Raw genomic sequence first — 17,934 nt, 5'->3', positions numbered from 1 at the left:
AAAAGAGTTTTTATCGTTTTAATGAAAAAAAATCATCAGCAATACTGCATTAATTCCAAAAAGATGCCTCTAAAGGGATTTCTTAAAATTTAAGTAACATTTGCTTATTGATAAAACTCCTTATTTACAAATCTGCTCATGCCCCTGGTTTGAAGATATCCAAGGAGGAAGGAAACCTCTATTTGTTCCACAACCCTACAGGCATTATCGTTGACAATTGGGAATTGTCACACAGAGTTTACATGCCTGGTATGCTATGATAAATAGATAACATTTGCCTAATTGTAGTATATAGCAACAGCAATGAGGCATACCTTAGTGATGAAAATTGAAATGCACAATTTTAAACGTCATACCTTGCACACACCATTAACAGTGATGCCAATACAACAATGAAAATTTAAATATGTAAGATTGGTAATTGATCGTTTAATATAAAGGCGGAGTACCTCGTTTTGACGTAATCACTACTACACCGTTTTTGGCTCTGTCGCCATACAGCTTAATAGCTTTATCTCCTTTAATAATCCGGATGGATTCCACATCGTAGTCATTGATTTGCACCAGTCCGTCTATCAGCTTATTATCAAGTACAAACAAAGGCCTTTTCCCTTGTTCATCCAGGGCCTTTATTTGCTTAGCCATTCGCCTTTCGCTGCTAGATAATGTAAATTGAACCGGCACTCGCATTTGCGTATTGACCTTATCCTTATTTAACTCTCCCGGCTTCCACTTGCTTGTATTCTTTACAACCTGAATAACTTCCTGATCGAGCTCCTCATCCAGACCCTTTTCTATTTGAACCTGCACAACCTCTCCCCTTGATGTTACAACAAAACTCACCCACACTTCACCTTCAATACCTCGTAACTTGTAAGCGTCAGAATAATCAATCTGTTTAAACAAATATGAGCTTAGATCTTTTCCGGCACCTTTGAGACGCGGCATCTTATCAACAGTGGTATAAACATTTAAATCTGAAACTTCATCCTGAGAAAATACCGGAGTTTCAATTATAGTGGTGATTAAAATAATCAGTGAGAAAATAGAAGCTTTCATGTCAGTATATTTTAGGTTATCATGTTCCAAATCGAAAAGGTTTACACCATTGTTAACCTCTATCAATCAGCATAGGAATCACAATAATCACAAACAATAATTATACCACAAAAGAAATAACAGAAACTAAATTTCTATTTTTTGCGCATTGCTTCAATTTTACTAATCACATCCTTAAGACTTTCTTCCCTTATCTTAGCTGCTTTCTTCCTTGATTCTTCATCCACTTCATAGGTCTTTGGAGCTTCTGTAAGAATGGCTTTTCCCTCATGCCCTGATTCCATTTGCCATTTTATCCCTAGATTATCGAGTAACTCGGCCATAAATTTCATCTTATCATCAGGAACTGATACACTAAACATTTTCATATAAATATATTTATTTGTTTTCTACACTAGTATTATAAAGTTACAACAAAAAAACACCTCATACAAGTTTGCCTTAACAGGCAGCCCATAAGGCTTAATTACTGACTTTTAATTCATATCTGTCGGCATCTTTTAATACAGGAAAAACTGATCTGAATCGCGCTAATTCAACCTTATCTAACAAAACATAAGCAATAACATTATTATCTCCTGTGTTCATTAAAGCATTCCCTCTCGCATCGATCACCTGGCTGCTGCCATTATATTCCAGTGATTTATCTTTTCCTATTCTATTAACACCAATAACATATGATTGGTTCTCAATGGCTCGTGCTTTTAGTAAGGTATTCCAGACATCAATCCTGCTTGCCGGCCAGTTAGCAACATAAATAAGCGCATCGTATTCTTCACCCTGATTCCTGCTCCAAACCGGAAACCTCAGATCATAGCAGATCAGCGGACATAACCTCCATCCTTTTACCTCAACAATTATTCGCTCAGTGCCTTTTTGATAATACAAATGCTCGCCACCCATGGTAAACAAATGACGCTTATCGTAGCTTGCAACCTTATCTCCTTCTACTACATACAATCGATTTGTTACTCCTCCATCTGTTCCAACAACTACACTACCAATAAGAGCAATTGAATATCTGGTCGACATCTGGCGCATCCATTGCAAAACATCACCACCATCTTCCTGCACATTTTTTTGCGCGGACATACTGAAACCACAATGAAACATTTCGGGCAAAACCACTAGATCAGTATCCGCATCGAGTTTTTCAAACTGATTGGTGAGATACGATAAGTTCGCTTCCGTATCCTCCCAAATTATATCAAACTGAACAACAGCAACTTTTAAGTCCATTATACTATATTTTAATTTCTACCGCAATTATAGCTTTTTCACAGGTAAATACTCAATTCGCTATTTGTTAATATTTAAACCCCCATGATCCTTTTTGTTATTTTTATTTTCTTATATCAACAAAGTGTTTAATTTTGCGCCCTCCCAAAAAAAAATGAGCAAACAACCATATTAATCAACCATTACAATTTACAAAAATGATTAAAATCGCTTCTCAACTTTACGGTGAAAGCACCAGGAGAACAATTCTCGATTATGCGCTTATTATTACCGGGGCATTCATACTGGCTGCCGGTTTTGTGTTTTTTATCAATCCATACAACATTGTTCCGGGAGGCGTATACGGTATTGGAATAGTTGTGCACCACCTGGTTCCCGCCATTCCTGTCGGAACTTTTGGCCTGGTCCTTAACGTTCCACTCACACTATTGGGTATTAAAATATTGGGGGCCCGCTTTGGTCTTAAAACAGTTATCGGGATGGTATTAACAACTGTTTTCATGGACGGCCTCACCTATTTTATTGGCGAGAATGATCCCCTGGGACTGGCCAATGACCTATTACTATCCTGTGTATTTGGGGGCATTGTCATTGGCTTTGGTCTGGGATTAATATTCAGGGCAAAAGCAACTTCAGGAGGCTCAGATATCGTTGCTATGATATTTGCAAAATTCACTAAGATATCGGTTGGTCAGCTTTTGATTATTGTCGATTCGATCATTGTATTGATAGGACTTCTTGTATTTAAAGACTGGAAAATTCCTTTATACTCATGGATTGTGATATTTATAACCGGTAAAGTTATTGACATTACCATTGATGGTCTGAATTATGAAAGGGCATTGGTTATTGTCTCGGACAAGCATGCCCTTATTAAGGATAAAATACTTAATACCCTGGAGCGAGGTGGCACCTACCTCAATGGCGAAGGTATGTACAGTGGCAATGAAAAGCGTGTTATTTTCACCGTGGTAACACGACGTGAAGTTTCAGCTTTACAAGCCATGATAAAAAACATTGATCCCACTGCTTTTATGGCAGTAATGGAAACTTCTGAAATAATAGGTGAAGGATTTAAATCGATTGAAGAAAAAAGTGCTTAAATACTTAAGCTTTCCGGCAAATTAAGCGAAGCTCATCCGTGTAAATGGATGAGCTTTTTATTTAGCCTTTTTGGTATTAACTTTGAAGTCCACTAATTCGCCAACAATGAATCCGAAGAAAATACTCTGCTTTATATTATTCTGCACCTTACCTTTCGCCTCTTTTTCTCAAAAAGATTCGACCTACATTAAAGAGGGGTTTACCTTTGGTTTGCTACCTGCTATCTCCTACAGCGCTGACCTTGGTTTTCAATACGGAGGCTTAACAAACTTATACTGGTATGGCGACGGCTCCAACTACCCTGACTACAATCACTCCCTTTACCTGGAATATTCAGAGTACACAGCAGGATCAACCCTCATGAGACTGTACTATGACTCTCCCGTTATTATTCCGGGCATCAGAACTACTGCAGACATAACTTATTTCAGAGATCTGGCCATGGACTTTTATGGTTTTAACGGCCGTGATGCTGTTTACAATCAGGACTGGGAAGATGACTCATCACCACATTATAAATCAAGTGTTTTCTACAGGCACCACCGGGAAATGTTTCGTATCATGACCAATTTCAAGGGACATCTCAATACCAATAAGCCCGAGTGGGAATGGATGGCGGGGTTAGTCTATTTTGACTTTACCATTGGATCGGTTGATATTGACCGCTTGAACAAACGCAAAGATGATGATGAAAAGCTGCCTGAAATCGATGGCATATACGATAAGTACCTCGACTGGAATATAATAGATGAAGATGAAGCAGAAGGTGGCCGGCATGCTTATTTAAAGCTGGGCTTATCATACGACACAAGAGACATTACAGCCAATGCAACCAAAGGTATCTGGACAGAACTATTTGTTGCACACATGCCATCTTTCCTGTCGAGCCAGACGGATAGTTACACACGACTGAATTTGTTTCATCGACAATACTTTGCACTGAATAAAAGCCGAAACCTCACATTTGTATACCGCATTGGCTACCAGCATAAATTATCAGGCACCATTCCCTTCTACCTGTTGCCACATATGTCAACAAGTATATTGACATCGGCCACATCGCAAGGTCTTGGCGGCTCAAAAACACTTCGAGGCATAAACCGCAACCGCATCGTTGGAAACGGCAGTTTACTGACCAACCTGGAGTTTCGATGGAAAATGTGGCGCACAAAACTTTTTAAGCAGGATTTTTACCTCGGCACCAATTACTTTGCTGATATGGGACTGATAACACAGGATTATAAAATAGATAAATCAATGGTGCCGGCAGATGAATATGACCTATACTTTAACGACACCAACGACCGCCCGCATATCAGTTACGGAATGGGATTAAAAGCTGCTCTAAACGAGAACTTTGTGCTTTCGGCTGATTATGGTATTGCTGTCAGCAAACAGGACGGCACCTCAGGTCTCTATATTACTTTAAACTATTTGTTTTAATCCCGGACTCAATCAACGCGTGTACTTTAATCAGAAAAGGCTCAATAGCAAAGCCATTAACAATCCCATGTAATTGCCGAGGGCATAACCAATAAGCCCGATCGTTAATCCAGGCACAATCACCGCTCGATTACGCAATGCACCTGCCACAACGGGAACAAAGGGCGGACTGCATATTAATGCCGCTGAAGTTATAATAACTGTATCGGCATCAATCCGGCGAAAACGTGACAATAGCACATGAACTATCAAACTGACAAATACCACAAAAGTGATATAGGCGAAAAGAGATGGATTAATGTTACTTAGTGTATCGACTTGCACCTTTGATGCAACCACCAAACTAAATATTAGAATCAGGTACATCCCCAGATCAAACGATCCTTTCGTTTCGCTGATCCATTTATTTGATGACCCCCAGATACCTCCGGCTGTTATCAGAAAAATAAAGGAGACCATCTTAACAGTTTGAGGTAATATTAACATGACGCCACCTGCAAGGGCTACAATAGCCAGGCTGACAAACAGTATAAGCAGCAGTCTTTTGCGCTGATCTGGCACCTTAAGCAATGCTGACAAACCTTTATCAACTTGCTTTTCCACAATACCCTCCTCTGCATTTTTGAATTGTGGAAGTATCAACTGAAATACCCTTTGACCCGCTCCCATCAAAAAGAACAGGTAGACGGCACCAATAAGCATATCGTATGAATGCACCGCCAGGTAAATTTCTTCCTTTACATCCAACATCATTTTTAACGATGCCAGGTTAGGTGTACCTCCTGAGTATATACCCACCAGCAATCCTCCCACTATATTAAAATCTTCTACTTCGCTGCCTTCAAACAGAACAAAGCCAGACACAACGGCTACAAACACGGCCAGCAGGGCAAACAATAAGGAATACAAAGGCTGAACAGCCAGTTTTTTCCATTCCTTCACATTGGAAGAAAACAGCAATAAAGGTATAGCCAGGGGAACGGTGACCGACATAATAACTTCCTGAATCTGATAAAACCGGTCATCTGACAAACCACACAATCCCAGTAACAAGCCTATGGCATAAGCCAGTACTATAGAGCCTATCTTATTAAGAAACGAAAACCTGTTACACAAATATAGTACTATGCCGGGCAAGCCTACATACATTATAACTACAGCAACACTAATCATTCTTGCTATTATTAATCCGACTTCAGTCTAATTCTGCACAATAATTTCTTTCATCAACTGCTCCATCTGGTATCTGACCTCTTTATACGTTTCCGTAAAACGGTTCCCCATCATACAAAAAGCGATTGTTTTGCCTCCTTTGGTTGATATATAACCACAATAGCAAAGTACTCCGTTTAACGACCCGCTTTTTCCAATGAGTTTACCTTTAAACTCGTCCTCTTTTAAAATACTTCTCAAGGTGCCATCAACCCCAGCTACAGATAATGTTTCCTTAAATACCTCCCCTTCTTCGGTGGCATTTATATAACTCAACACCTGCACCATATCATGTGCACTAAAGGCATTAAAGGGTGATAACCCGCTACCGTCAAAAAACCGGCCGGTGAATCCGGGAATGGCCTCACCCCAATATTCATGCAAACTTTTAACACCACGATCCCAATCGGCTTTCCCATATAACTGCAGAGCCATCTGATACATCAGATGATCGGCAAAAAGGTTGTGACTTGTCTTATTTACAACAGCGATTATATCTTTCAGAGCAGGTGAGTAATGCACCAGTATAGGCTCTGCTTTTTCAGACATTGTTACCTCAGCAGCTTCAATTCCCTTAACCGCTATACCATTATTATTTAAATACAACTTTAATTCATCGGCAAGTGTGATCTCTGGTTTTGGCAGTGCTCCTTTTATCGTGAACTCCTGCCTGTCTTGCGGAATAGAACCACTAACATACCATTGATCAGCCTGATAATACCCATAGATATAGGCACTATCCTTATTGTTATCAGCTGTTTTAACCAGGCAATTCAGGTGAACATCAACTTCCGGTTCTGTCTTTACTATCTCAACCGGCAAACCAACTCCTTTGGGTGACTTCATGGTCAGGTAAAAAGTGTTTTCTTTATATGTCAATGCATTGGGAACAGCCCCGTAATAATTACCAATATCTTCCCAAAGGCGCTTAGAGGGCAAACGAATGCCTGAGAAAAATGAGTTATCAACTACAATTTTATCTATAGATGATATTCCACTTGCCTGCATAGCCATTAACAGCTTATTAAAAACATGCTGCGCCTGCGTCTCATCAAAACGGTCAGAACCAAGAGTAGGATCTCCCTTCCCTTTTACAATCAACTCATTATCTTTAATGAAAAATTGTGTCTCAAACCTAAAATCCGATTCCAGAACACCCAATGCAGCCCCTGTTGTAATAACCTTGGTTAACGAAGCAGGTGTCATTCGCTGTGCTGGATGAAGCTCAACAATTACTTCATTTGATTCAATGTCAACAGCTAAAACCGACACAGCGCCATACTGGCTTATGTCCAGGGAATAAGAATCTGTATTTTTTTCATTGGATTGCTGAGATGACAAGCTGCAACTATACAATATGCCTGCAAGGATAACGACAAGTAATTTCACGTTACAATTTTTTTAAAAGATTAGTCCTATAAGTGGAATGAGGTGATTTAACAGAACGCAATATACTACCTATCTCTCCATTAAACAATAAAGACATCAAGTGGATCATGTATAAAGTTGTGCCTGGTATTAACCCACCATACGGTTAAAGCAAAATGAATTAATGAACCACGTAACACACTAATAAACCGTTGAGTGACTCACTTTATCAATTAATAAATTACTCTGTTACAGTACCAACCTGTTCATCCAGGCGCTTTTTATCCCGGTATCGCCTGACCATATCAACATACAACTGTTTAGCTGTTCTGCTTTCCTCACTTGTTCCAACCACCCCTTTGGTATTAAAGGCATCATAACTCTTATAGGCCCATTCCATGGCAAGTTCTAAATCACCCCTGACCTCCATTGAAACAGCAATATTGTTAGCTGCCTTTCCTTTCTCACGCGAATTACCATGCTGGTATATATAACCCCATAGTTTCTCAGCTTCATAGCGATTATCTTTACTTAACCACTCAGCTGCATTGACAAAGTGTGGATTACCTGTAATATAGAGTTTTCTTACAACAGGCTCCCAGTAAGGGACCATCTCATCGGCAAACATTTCTCCCATGTAATGCCCGACCTCAATGGTCGCTTCTTTTATACCTGGAAACATACTTACCGAGCCATTTACATCGGCCCCAACACCACTCCAGTACAATGTATCATTTTGAGAGCTTGAAAAAAGTGGTTCTGTTGAATACCCATCGAAAAAATTCCAGTAAACAAAACCTGAAATATCCATTGTAGCAAAATATTCCACCTCCATGTCCTCAACTTTAATTTTCGTATTATACATGGCGGCATCAAGTGACAAAACAGCATCAACATTGTACTTATTACAGATATCAATAATCTGATTATGTGTTAGCCTTCTTATTGGAGAGTCATTTTCAACCGAATTATACTTCAGCGTATCAACATATACAGTATCAAAAAAACGGCGAAAATCCAACTCTTGCTGGAGTTGGTTGATAATAACAGTTGAAAAGGTATCTACCCTGATGGTATCCAAACGCACCTCATCTCCCAATACGGTAGCCAAATGGGCATTATCAGGATTATAAGGATAAGCATTGTCGACAATTACAATGGACTTTATTTCTAATGGTATCGTATACGTAGCAGGACGAAGAACGTCATAGCGCATCAGTTCAAATGGTTTACATGACACCAGTATCAATAGATACAGAAAATAAATTGGGACTTTTTTAATCATATGAATTTTAGAGTGTTCGGTTCAAGAACTTCATAACATCTTTATTAAATAAAAATGCCCGGAAGCTTAACTTCTGTTAACAAATTTAGTGCCAAATGTAATTTTCTATAAAAATAAAAAAGGGTGGTTAAAAAACCACCCTTCTGTCAATATAATTTGAAACTCTTACATATTCATACCACCACAAACATGGATAGTCTGACCACTAACATAAGCAGACAAATCAGAACCTAAGAATACACAGATATTAGCCACATCTTCTGGTGTACCACCGCGTTTCAAAGGAATTTTTTGTTCCCAGTCTTTCTTTACATCCTCTGGCAATTTACCAGTCATTTCAGTGATGATAAAACCTGGAGCAATTGCATTGGAGCGAATACCACGTGATCCTAATTCCTTAGCAATTGACTTGGTAAATCCAATCATTCCAGCTTTTGAAGCTGAGTAGTTTGCCTGACCAGCATTACCACTTACACCTACCACAGAGCTCATGTTAACGATAGAGCCTGAACGCTGACGCAACATGGTTGGCTGAACAGCTTTAGTGAAGTTAAACACTGATTTTAAGTTCACATTGATAACAGCGTCCCACTGATCTTCAGTCATACGCATCAACAAAGTATCTTTTGTGATACCGGCGTTGTTGATCAAAATATCGATAGAGTCAAAATCTTTAGCGATTTCAGCTACTACTTTTTGCGTGTCTTCAAAATTACTGGCATCAGAAGCATATCCCTTAGCTTTTACACCAAATGCTTCAAGTTCTTTTTGAGTTTCTTCTGCTGCCTCGTTAATTACTAAGTCAGTAAATGCAACATTACAACCTTCCTGTGCAAAACGAATAGCAATAGCCTTACCAATGCCTCGTGCAGCACCAGTTACAATGGCTGTTTTTCCTTCTAGTAACTTCATATTGTTTTATTTATAAGTTTTGACGAGCCTTGTTTTCAATGACCTGCTCATCATTACAAAAAAATAGTGCGTTAAATTTATAGTTAAGCCACTCCTCAACTATCTGTTTCAAACTTAACCCGACAAAAATAGAACAATTCTTAGCTTTTCGCTATTTTTTTTGTTGAAATGCACATTTACGCTCCAAACACAATGGAGACGGATGTCTGAAACAATGGACTAAACAAACTTACACCTTAAAACAACTGACTTGACCATTCTTTAACTGTTAATTACGACATGATGACTTTAAAATTATCTGGTATTAATTTATCAAAGGCAATACATCTATCACTTAATAGTTGCTTTTCATCAATTTATTTAACGATAATATGTACGGAATTATATTTTTGTATAGAATTCGGAATCTACAACATAATACCTAAACGAGAATGAAGTTCACTCTTAAGAAAAAGCTGGCTAGCTTTACTATCCTCACTGTTGGTGCCGTTTTTTGCATCTTTCTGACAGTGTCATTAATAGTTATCCGGCGTTCGTTTATTGAAGCCAACAAACATGTACTGACTGAAGAAACCCAGAAAGCAGCTGAAGAAATTAACACGCAATTGTCGTCACACATGGGTGTAGCAAGGGCACTTGCCCTAACATTTCAATCAAGCTATAAAGCCGATTGGAACATGATGGCACCACTTTTTAATGCCTCAATGGAAAAAGTTGCTGAACAAGAATCATCGTACCTGGCTGTCTGGAACTGTTTCCAGTACGAGGTCATTGATCCTGACTGGGGTGATAAACCTGGCCGTCTAACTTCGACACTCTCTCGTGAAGAAGGCGACCTGAAACAAAAAGATATCATTCGCGACGTTGACGGCATTAAACCTTCTCCTTATTACGATATATTAGAAAGCAAAGAAGAAACACTGGTTGAACCGTATTGGTACCAATACGGTGACAATGAAAATGACAAGGTACTTGAGACAACCCTGATTGTTCCAATGACCGACAATTCAACAGCCATTGGTGTGGTTGGTATTGACATGTCACTTAAAGCTTTTCCCGACTATGTGGCCAATATCAAACCATTCGAATCTTCAAAGTCCTGGTTAATTTCAAACAAGGGCGTTATTTTAGGAAGTGATGATATCAATTTACTTGGTAAACCAATAAGTGAAACATTCACCACAATCAGCTCAGAAAAGCTGATAGCTGCCAATAAGGGGGCATTGATGTTTGAGGATGAATACGACGAGATGAATTATGTATTTACTATCTCCCCCATATTCGCTGGTAAAAGCACCAGCCCATGGTACGTGCTTATTCAAACACCTAAAAAGACTTTAACAGCAGAAGCCAACTGGATCCTTTTGATCATGCTGATCATTGGTGCCTCAGCCATTATTATCATAGCCATCCTAATCTATATTGTTTCAGGAAAAATCACGAATCCTATCATCCTTTCTACCAAAATTACTTCCAACATTTCAGCAGGAGATCTAACCGGTGAAATGTCATATAAAAAGGAAGATGATGAACTGGATGTACTCAATAATTCATTATTGGATATGCAGGAAAAACTGACTGTGGTGGTTAACATGATCCGTGAAAATTCAGGTCTGATACAAAATGCTTCCGATAAACTTGAGCAGGATTCAAGCTCTTTGTCAGATGCAGCTACCTCAATGGCATCATCATCAGAAGAAGTATCATCTGCAATAGAAGAGATGACGGCTAACATCGAACAGAATACAGAAAATGCTAAAACAACAGCCCAGTTGTCTCATTCAGCACTGGAAAGCGTCAAGAACAGTAACCAATCAACCCAAAGGATGCGCGAAGCCATGGGCTCAGTCGCCGAACGCATTTCCATTATTCAGGATATTGCCTCTCAAACAAATATACTGTCACTGAACGCTGCTGTTGAAGCTGCCCGTGCAGGCGAGGCTGGACGAGGCTTCTCGGTTGTTGCTGCAGAAGTAAAAAAACTGGCTGAAAGAAGTCAGAATGCAGCTTCTGACATAGAAAAACTATCACGCAGGGCTTTAATGATTTCAGAGCGTGCGGGCAATGATATGGAAGACCTGGTGCCGGAAATAGAGAAAACCTCCTCACTTGTTGACGAAATATCCTCTGCCAGCATCGAGCAAAATATGGGTATCCAGCAAATTTCAAGTGCACTTCAACAGTTGAATAATGGTACTCAAAAGAATGCATCGCTGGCTGATACTCTAGCGCAAAGTGCTGATGAACTAAACGCTTTTGCCAATGAACTGCAACGACAGGTTGAATATTTTAAGGTTGGACGAAACTAGTTTGTAACAGAACATTAATCCATGCATTCATCTGACAAGACCAGGTATTTGAATACTATCAAACAGAGGGGAGTACGGGGCAACAATTAAGAAGTTGGAAACCCTGTACCCGTTAACACCATGCAGTGCTTGGCGAACTAAAGCCTGATTGTCGAAATCAGGAACAGGAAATCTGTTGTTGAAAAACTGGTGATTGATTTTCATGATGATTGCATTGTTTGGATTTGAACTTAATGTTTTATGCAAACATATAAACTCTGGAAGACCAGGTCAATTACAATGCATGCATTGTAATTTGACAAAAACCACACATCACTCAATATAAACTACTTAAGCTAAAAAACATACCTTTTAGCACCAAAACATTAACAAGCAAACGTTAGAATAACAGGGTATTTTGCATGAAATTCCCCAAAAATGAAGCTAAACAAGCCATTTTTGAGCTCATCTGACCCTATTTCGAGGCATTTTCGGGCCATAAACGGGTCTTCTTCGGTATTTCTTCGGTAATTGTTCGGCTACGCGCGTAAGCGAACAATTACCGAAGGATTACCGAAGAACTGCCGAACAAATACCGAAGCAGGGTCACTACAAACCCGAAGGCTATAGCAAGCGAAGTGCAATACTTTACGATAAAATAAGGTGAAGTATTAAGATTAATATCTGTAACCGTGTTACGAAATTTAGTTTTTATCGTGCAGGCAGGCATAATCTTGATAAAGATAACTCCTACATTTATATGCAGAGCTGGATAAATACAATCTATTAATAGAATGAAAGTTTACCAGGATAAAAAAACAGGCTATCCAACACGGATAGCCTGTCCATTCCAATTAAAATACCAATCAATATTTAAAGCTTAAATGACTCATATCTATTTATTGCGCTTCTTTAAACACTGGCAACACTTTCAAGTGCTCGCTTAACCATCACCCCTAAATCGGCAGGTGAGTCAACAACATGAATACCACATTCACGCATAATAGCCATTTTAGCGGCAGCAGTATCATCTTTACCACCAATAATAGCACCCGCATGCCCCATTCGACGTCCTTTAGGAGCTGTTTGTCCGGCAATAAAACCAACAACAGGCTTGGTACCGTTCTCTTTTATCCAGCGAGCCGCATCTGCCTCCATTGTACCACCGATCTCACCAATCATTATGACAGCATCTGTTTCATCATCGTTCATGAATAACTCAACAGCTTCTTTGGTGGTTGTTCCAATTATCGGATCTCCCCCAATTCCAATTGCCGTTGAAATTCCCAATCCGGCTTTGACGATCTGATCAGCTGCTTCGTAGGTTAAGGTTCCCGATTTTGAAACAACTCCAACCCTACCTTTCTTGAATACAAAGCCGGGCATAATGCCAACCTTACATTCATCAGCCGTGATAACACCAGGACAATTAGGGCCAACCAATCGCACATCACGACCCGTTATATAATCCTTTACCTTAACCATATCGGCCGTAGGTATACCTTCAGTGATGGTTACAATTACCTCTACACCCGCATCGGCAGCTTCCATAATAGCATCAGCAGCAAACGGAGGCGGAACAAATATGGCGGCCACATCGGCTCCTACCTTTGTAACAGCTTCTGCTACAGTATTAAAAACAGGTAGATTAAGATGTTGGGTACCTCCTTTTCCAGGCGTTACTCCTCCAACAACATTGGTTCCGTATTCTATCATTTGGGTGGCGTGAAAGGTTCCTTCACTGCCGGTAAATCCTTGTATGATAACTTTAGAGTCTTTATTTACTAATACGCTCATAGGGTAAATAGATTTTAATTAGCGAAAAAATAAGAGTATTGTTTTAATTCTTAATGTAAATAACCGACAGCTTCGCCTTTTGTTTTGAGTCACACTTATATTCTATCAAAAACGTCTCTAATACACGCATCCGTTCCATTTGACAAATCCCTGAGGTAATGCCAATAGTGACACGTATCATGCATATATCATTCAAACTGTTAAAGAACAAAATTTAACATTGCTCACTCATTCTCTTGTTTTTCACCACTACCGTACATTAGAGACCTAAATGTCTTTTATTGTATCTGAGATCACACTTAACAAAGGCAAAAAAGATGAAACCGCCACTGCAATAATCCGTTAAAAAACAGTACATCATATTGGGAATTCATCAGGCATAGCCTGAAAATAACTTGAATAATGGGAAAAATTACAATCAGACAAAAGCTCACAGGGCTTATTGTCGCTATTGCCTTGGTGCTTTTGATTATTGGCACCATGACATACCTGTCGTTTAAAAGAGTAGATAAACTACACGATCACCTGGCTATGGCCAACCAGGTGCACACCAACATGCTAATGATGCGTAAAGCCGAAAAAGATTTTATGCTGAGAGAGTTAGTCAACTACGATTATTTTGAAACTGAGCAAAGTAAATACCTCACTACTTTCAAAGAAGTAAAAATGAGCAACCTTAAAACACTGGAGGTATTACTTGCCAGCAGTTATATTGAAAAGTATAACCTTGTCAGTAACCTTGAAGTTCTGAAGGCTGATTTTGAGGAATACGAGAAGCACTTTGGCAGTTTAGTTCAACTTTTGACCGACAGAGGCTTAAAAGACTATGGTCGTATTGGCGAAATGCGAATGGCAGTCAAGGCCCTGGAAGAAAACTATAATGATGCCAATTTCATTGCAGCCCAGCAGTTATTGCTTCGTAAACATGAAAAGGATTACCTGCTGAGAAAAGATATTTCGTACCAAAAAAAGCTAAACGATGCTGTTAATTCGTTCGTTCAACAAATAAAGAACAGCAGACAACTTACCGACAGTAAGAAGGATATACTGATTATGCGACTGAAGAACTATCAGCAGGCTTTTAATAACATTATCAGTATTGATGAAAGAATTGGCTTAAGTGAAAAGGAAGGTATTAAAGGGCAATTGAGAGCCACCATTCATAAAACAGAACCTGAGATTGAAGAAATTGTAGCGGCCATTGAAAATGAGAGTGAAAATTCAATCAATGCTACTATTCGAAACATCATAATCCTCATCGTTCTGTTTTTAATGATAACCATAGCCTTGCTGATGCTTACCCTTTCAAGCATTCAAAATGGTCTGCGCTCTGCCCAAACGGCGGTAAATGCAGTTGCTCATGGTGATTTTTCTAAAAACGTTGAGATTAAGAACCAGGATGAAATCGGCGTTTTACTAACAGATGTGCAACTGATGATCAATAAGCTTCGCAAAAGTGTAACGGTTGCAACTGAAGTGTCAAAAGGTAACCTGCTTGTTCTTAATTCAATGAATAAAAATGACTTTGAAGGAGAACTTGATGAGGCACTTATCCAGATGGTTAACCGACTAAAAATCATTATCGAAGAAATAACGATGGCTTCTGACAGTTTTGCTACGGTAAGTAATCAATTGAGCACTTCATCGGAACAATTATCTGCCGGGTCAACTGAGCAAGCCGCTTCCAGTGAAGAAATATCGTCATCCATTGAAGAAATGACAAGCAGCATTTCACAAAACGCCGATAATGCCAAACGTACAGAACAAATTGCCAATAAAACGGCATTGGAAATGAATGAAGGCCAGGTGGCTGTAGAGGAATCGAACAAAGCAATTAAACAGATCGCTGAAAAGATCTTTATCATTAACGACATCTCTCACAAAACTGATTTACTGGCCATTAATGCAGCGGTAGAAGCTGCCAGGGCAGGTGAGAACGGGAAAGGCTTTGCTGTTGTTGCCAGTGAGGTACGAAAGCTGGCTGAACAAACACAACGAGCTGCACGTGAAATAACGGAACTGGCAGCCACAAGTGTTGAAATCGCAGAAAAATCAGGCAGAATGCTAAAGACCCTGGTGCCGGAAATTCAAAAAACCACCCAGCTGGTTGAGGAGATAAATATTTCAAGTAAAGAGCAAAGTGCCGGAGTCAACCAAATTAACACAGGTGTGCAGCAACTGGCCAATATCACCCAGGAAAATGCAGCCTCTTCAGAAGAATTGGCATCAACAGCAGAGGAGCTATCCTCGCAAGCTGCACAAATGAAAGAAACTGTTTCCTTCTTCAGGATCAAGGATGTAGCAGAAACGTCATCAACAAGTAAAACTTTTACTCCAAAGCCTGTTGACAACAACATGGCAGAGACAATAGAAAATGGAATAAAGATCGACATTGCAGATCAGACACGATCAATAAATGATGAGTATGAATCGATCTAAGCTGTAAATCCCAATCAATATATAACTTCGACACCATTTAATATGGTACAAGCGACTGTCACACCAATGCCTGACAGTCGCTTTTTTTTGTATTTTAGAAGCTCAAAACAATTATACTATGAGAAGCCTGATCCTGCTACTGCTGCTTTGTTCCTTTAACCTGAGTGCCCAATTACTCAGCCCTCTGCCCCAACAGTTTAACAAACGCATATTACTGGCACACCCAACTACCTCAACCATAGAGGTTATCGAAGCCTTACATCAGAATAAGCTTATCGATATTTCGCACACCGAACTTATTGGTTTGTATCATAAAGATGAAGTATACGATTACTCAAAATCTGAGGCGATGCTTGATACCTTACCCCACCTCAATTTAAGATTAGTTGAGTTAAGAGACACACTTTATGCCGATAGCCTGTTTTGCCAAAATGCAAACAGTGAAACATTTCGTCACCTCTTTAACGAAAGTGAAGGTATTATTTTCTTTGGTGGTCCCGATATCCCGCCCTGCATTTATGGTGAAGATATTCATCCTGCAACAAAAATAACCGATCCTTACAGGCATTATTTTGAAGCCTCTTTTATTTACCATCTGTTAGGCGGTTATCAAAACACTGAGCACACTGCCTTTCTGGAAGACAACTCCAACTATCTGATATTTGGGATCTGCCTTGGCATGCAAACAATGAACATAGCCACTGGTGGCACGCTTATACAGGATATCCCTACGGAACTATTCGACAGTAAAGAAACAAAAGGGCTGGCTCATTTAGATAATGAAGAGGTGCACAGGAATTTTTACTGTAAAATGAAAAAGCATGAAGATAAAAATTTGGCTGGCTCGCATTTTCACCGAATACTATTTAAGGATTATTTCTTCCCCAACCTTACAAAAACAGATCCGGAGCTCAGTCCTTTGATCAACAGTTATCACCACCAGGCGGTTGAGAATCTAGGGAAAGGTTTTATTATTGGAGCAACATCGAGCGATGAAAAAGTAATTGAAGCTATGTTTCACGCGCATTACCCCAATGTATTTGGTGTGCAGTTTCACCCCGAGCGCTCACAATTCTTTCTTCAGTCACGAAAATACACCTTTGAGCCCGATGCTGAAGGCAAGTATTTAAACCAATACCTCGATGAGGAAAGCATGGCTTTTCATATTCGCTTCTGGCAGGCAATCAATAACATTATTCAGGAACTATAAAAAAAGCCGGTTGCGAGCATCCTCCCAACCGGCCCTTGCTACATTCCCCAATGTAACTGGTCTCCCTACTTCAGTCTCCACGACTTATATCTTTCAGGAAAGTACATGCAATTATATTTTCCTTATCTTCATGCTTAGTTGCGATCTATAGTAATGGCTTACTAATTACAACACAATCACAGCCCTTCCTGTAATCTTCCACTGGCTAAATTCTACGGGTAAACACTATTAAAGTTGTGATGTAAGCAACGCTATTAGGCGAAATGCCCGAACTTTTAGATTAAGCGGTCAAATGACAGGACTAACTACCCAAAATTAAAATATGGCTTCACAGGGCAGCAACAAGTGACTTTCTTCAACCCTATTCTTCAACAAAGCATAAAATGAGGCGGTCCCTTAAAGAAAACTGTTTTTGTACGCAGAATTTCGCCTTCTAACTAACAAACAACAACAATAACTTTCCCTATCCGGATTCATTGTTTTACTTGAAAAATGCAGTGTTTGCACGTTCTAATCATATCTGATAAAAAAAATCACATTTTTTTGAGCCTCTTAAATGACTGACAACAAATGATCAA

13 protein-coding genes are annotated in these 17,934 nt (G+C 39.4%); 5 read left to right on the top strand and 8 right to left on the bottom strand.

From position 1 onward, the window contains the following. Positions 1 to 429: 429 nt before the first annotated feature. The 3 genes from ACRD69_RS14760 to ACRD69_RS14750 form a co-directional block, all read right to left on the bottom strand. On the bottom strand, positions 430 to 1,059 hold the full coding sequence (locus tag ACRD69_RS14760; RefSeq protein ID WP_430815873.1) for an energy transducer TonB: 630 nt from the start codon (positions 1,057 to 1,059) through the stop codon (positions 430 to 432). Between the two features lie 134 nt (positions 1,060 to 1,193). Beyond that, positions 1,194 to 1,427, bottom strand: a complete 234-nt coding sequence (locus ACRD69_RS14755; RefSeq protein ID WP_430815872.1) for a hypothetical protein — start codon at positions 1,425 to 1,427, stop codon at positions 1,194 to 1,196. A 94-nt stretch (positions 1,428 to 1,521) separates the two neighbouring features. Next, the gene (locus tag ACRD69_RS14750) at positions 1,522 to 2,298 is read right to left on the bottom strand and encodes an amidohydrolase (RefSeq protein ID WP_430815871.1); all 777 of its coding nucleotides are present in this window, start codon (positions 2,296 to 2,298) and stop codon (positions 1,522 to 1,524) included. Positions 2,299 to 2,495: 197 nt separating this feature from the next. On the opposite strand from ACRD69_RS14750, the gene ACRD69_RS14745 reads away from it, so the two are divergent. After that, entirely contained in the window at positions 2,496 to 3,401 is a 906-nt protein-coding gene (locus ACRD69_RS14745; protein ID WP_430815870.1) for a YitT family protein, read from the top strand. A 106-nt stretch (positions 3,402 to 3,507) separates the two neighbouring features. Beyond that, positions 3,508 to 4,845 carry an Omp85 family outer membrane protein gene (gene omp85 / locus ACRD69_RS14740; RefSeq protein ID WP_430815869.1) on the top strand — a complete coding sequence of 446 codons (1,338 nt, stop codon included), beginning with the start codon at positions 3,508 to 3,510 and terminating at the stop codon, positions 4,843 to 4,845. A 30-nt stretch (positions 4,846 to 4,875) separates the two neighbouring features. Here omp85 and ACRD69_RS14735 read toward each other — a convergent pair whose 3' ends face one another. The 4 genes from ACRD69_RS14735 to fabG form a co-directional block, all read right to left on the bottom strand. After that, positions 4,876 to 6,018: a DUF819 family protein gene (locus tag ACRD69_RS14735; protein ID WP_430815868.1), complete on the bottom strand. Its 1,143-nt coding sequence runs from the start codon at positions 6,016 to 6,018 to the stop codon at positions 4,876 to 4,878. Positions 6,019 to 6,045: 27 nt separating this feature from the next. Then, positions 6,046 to 7,446 (bottom strand): D-alanyl-D-alanine carboxypeptidase/D-alanyl-D-alanine endopeptidase, encoded by a 1,401-nt coding sequence (gene dacB, locus ACRD69_RS14730; RefSeq protein WP_430815867.1) that lies wholly within the window; start codon positions 7,444 to 7,446, stop codon positions 6,046 to 6,048. A 220-nt stretch (positions 7,447 to 7,666) separates the two neighbouring features. Then, the gene (locus tag ACRD69_RS14725) at positions 7,667 to 8,710 is read right to left on the bottom strand and encodes a DUF6340 family protein (protein ID WP_430815866.1); all 1,044 of its coding nucleotides are present in this window, start codon (positions 8,708 to 8,710) and stop codon (positions 7,667 to 7,669) included. A 165-nt stretch (positions 8,711 to 8,875) separates the two neighbouring features. Beyond that, complete coding sequence (gene fabG, locus ACRD69_RS14720; RefSeq protein WP_430815865.1) at positions 8,876 to 9,622, bottom strand: 3-oxoacyl-[acyl-carrier-protein] reductase; 747 nt, start codon at positions 9,620 to 9,622, stop codon at positions 8,876 to 8,878. A 431-nt stretch (positions 9,623 to 10,053) separates the two neighbouring features. On the opposite strand from fabG, the gene ACRD69_RS14715 reads away from it, so the two are divergent. Continuing rightward, complete coding sequence (locus ACRD69_RS14715; protein WP_430815864.1) at positions 10,054 to 11,931, top strand: methyl-accepting chemotaxis protein; 1,878 nt, start codon at positions 10,054 to 10,056, stop codon at positions 11,929 to 11,931. Between the two features lie 891 nt (positions 11,932 to 12,822). On the opposite strand, the gene sucD is transcribed toward ACRD69_RS14715, so the two are convergent. Then, complete coding sequence (gene sucD / locus ACRD69_RS14710) at positions 12,823 to 13,707, bottom strand: succinate--CoA ligase subunit alpha (RefSeq protein ID WP_430815863.1); 885 nt, start codon at positions 13,705 to 13,707, stop codon at positions 12,823 to 12,825. 402 nt (positions 13,708 to 14,109) lie between these two features. Between sucD and ACRD69_RS14705 the strand changes: the two genes are divergently transcribed. Both ACRD69_RS14705 and ACRD69_RS14700 read left to right on the top strand, forming a co-directional pair. Then, a complete protein-coding gene (locus ACRD69_RS14705; RefSeq protein ID WP_430815862.1) occupies positions 14,110 to 16,146 on the top strand; it encodes a methyl-accepting chemotaxis protein in 2,037 nt (678 codons plus the stop codon). Positions 16,147 to 16,264: 118 nt separating this feature from the next. Further along, positions 16,265 to 17,356 carry a gamma-glutamyl-gamma-aminobutyrate hydrolase family protein gene (locus ACRD69_RS14700; protein ID WP_430815861.1) on the top strand — a complete coding sequence of 364 codons (1,092 nt, stop codon included), beginning with the start codon at positions 16,265 to 16,267 and terminating at the stop codon, positions 17,354 to 17,356. Positions 17,357 to 17,934 lie beyond the last annotated feature (578 nt).

Origin of the sequence: Carboxylicivirga agarovorans, assembly GCF_050589845.1 — a bacterium.
GTDB lineage: Bacteria > Bacteroidota > Bacteroidia > Bacteroidales > Marinilabiliaceae > Carboxylicivirga > Carboxylicivirga agarovorans.
The sequence above is the reverse complement of the archived record's forward strand: the minus strand, read 5'-3'. Positions and strand labels throughout refer to the sequence as shown.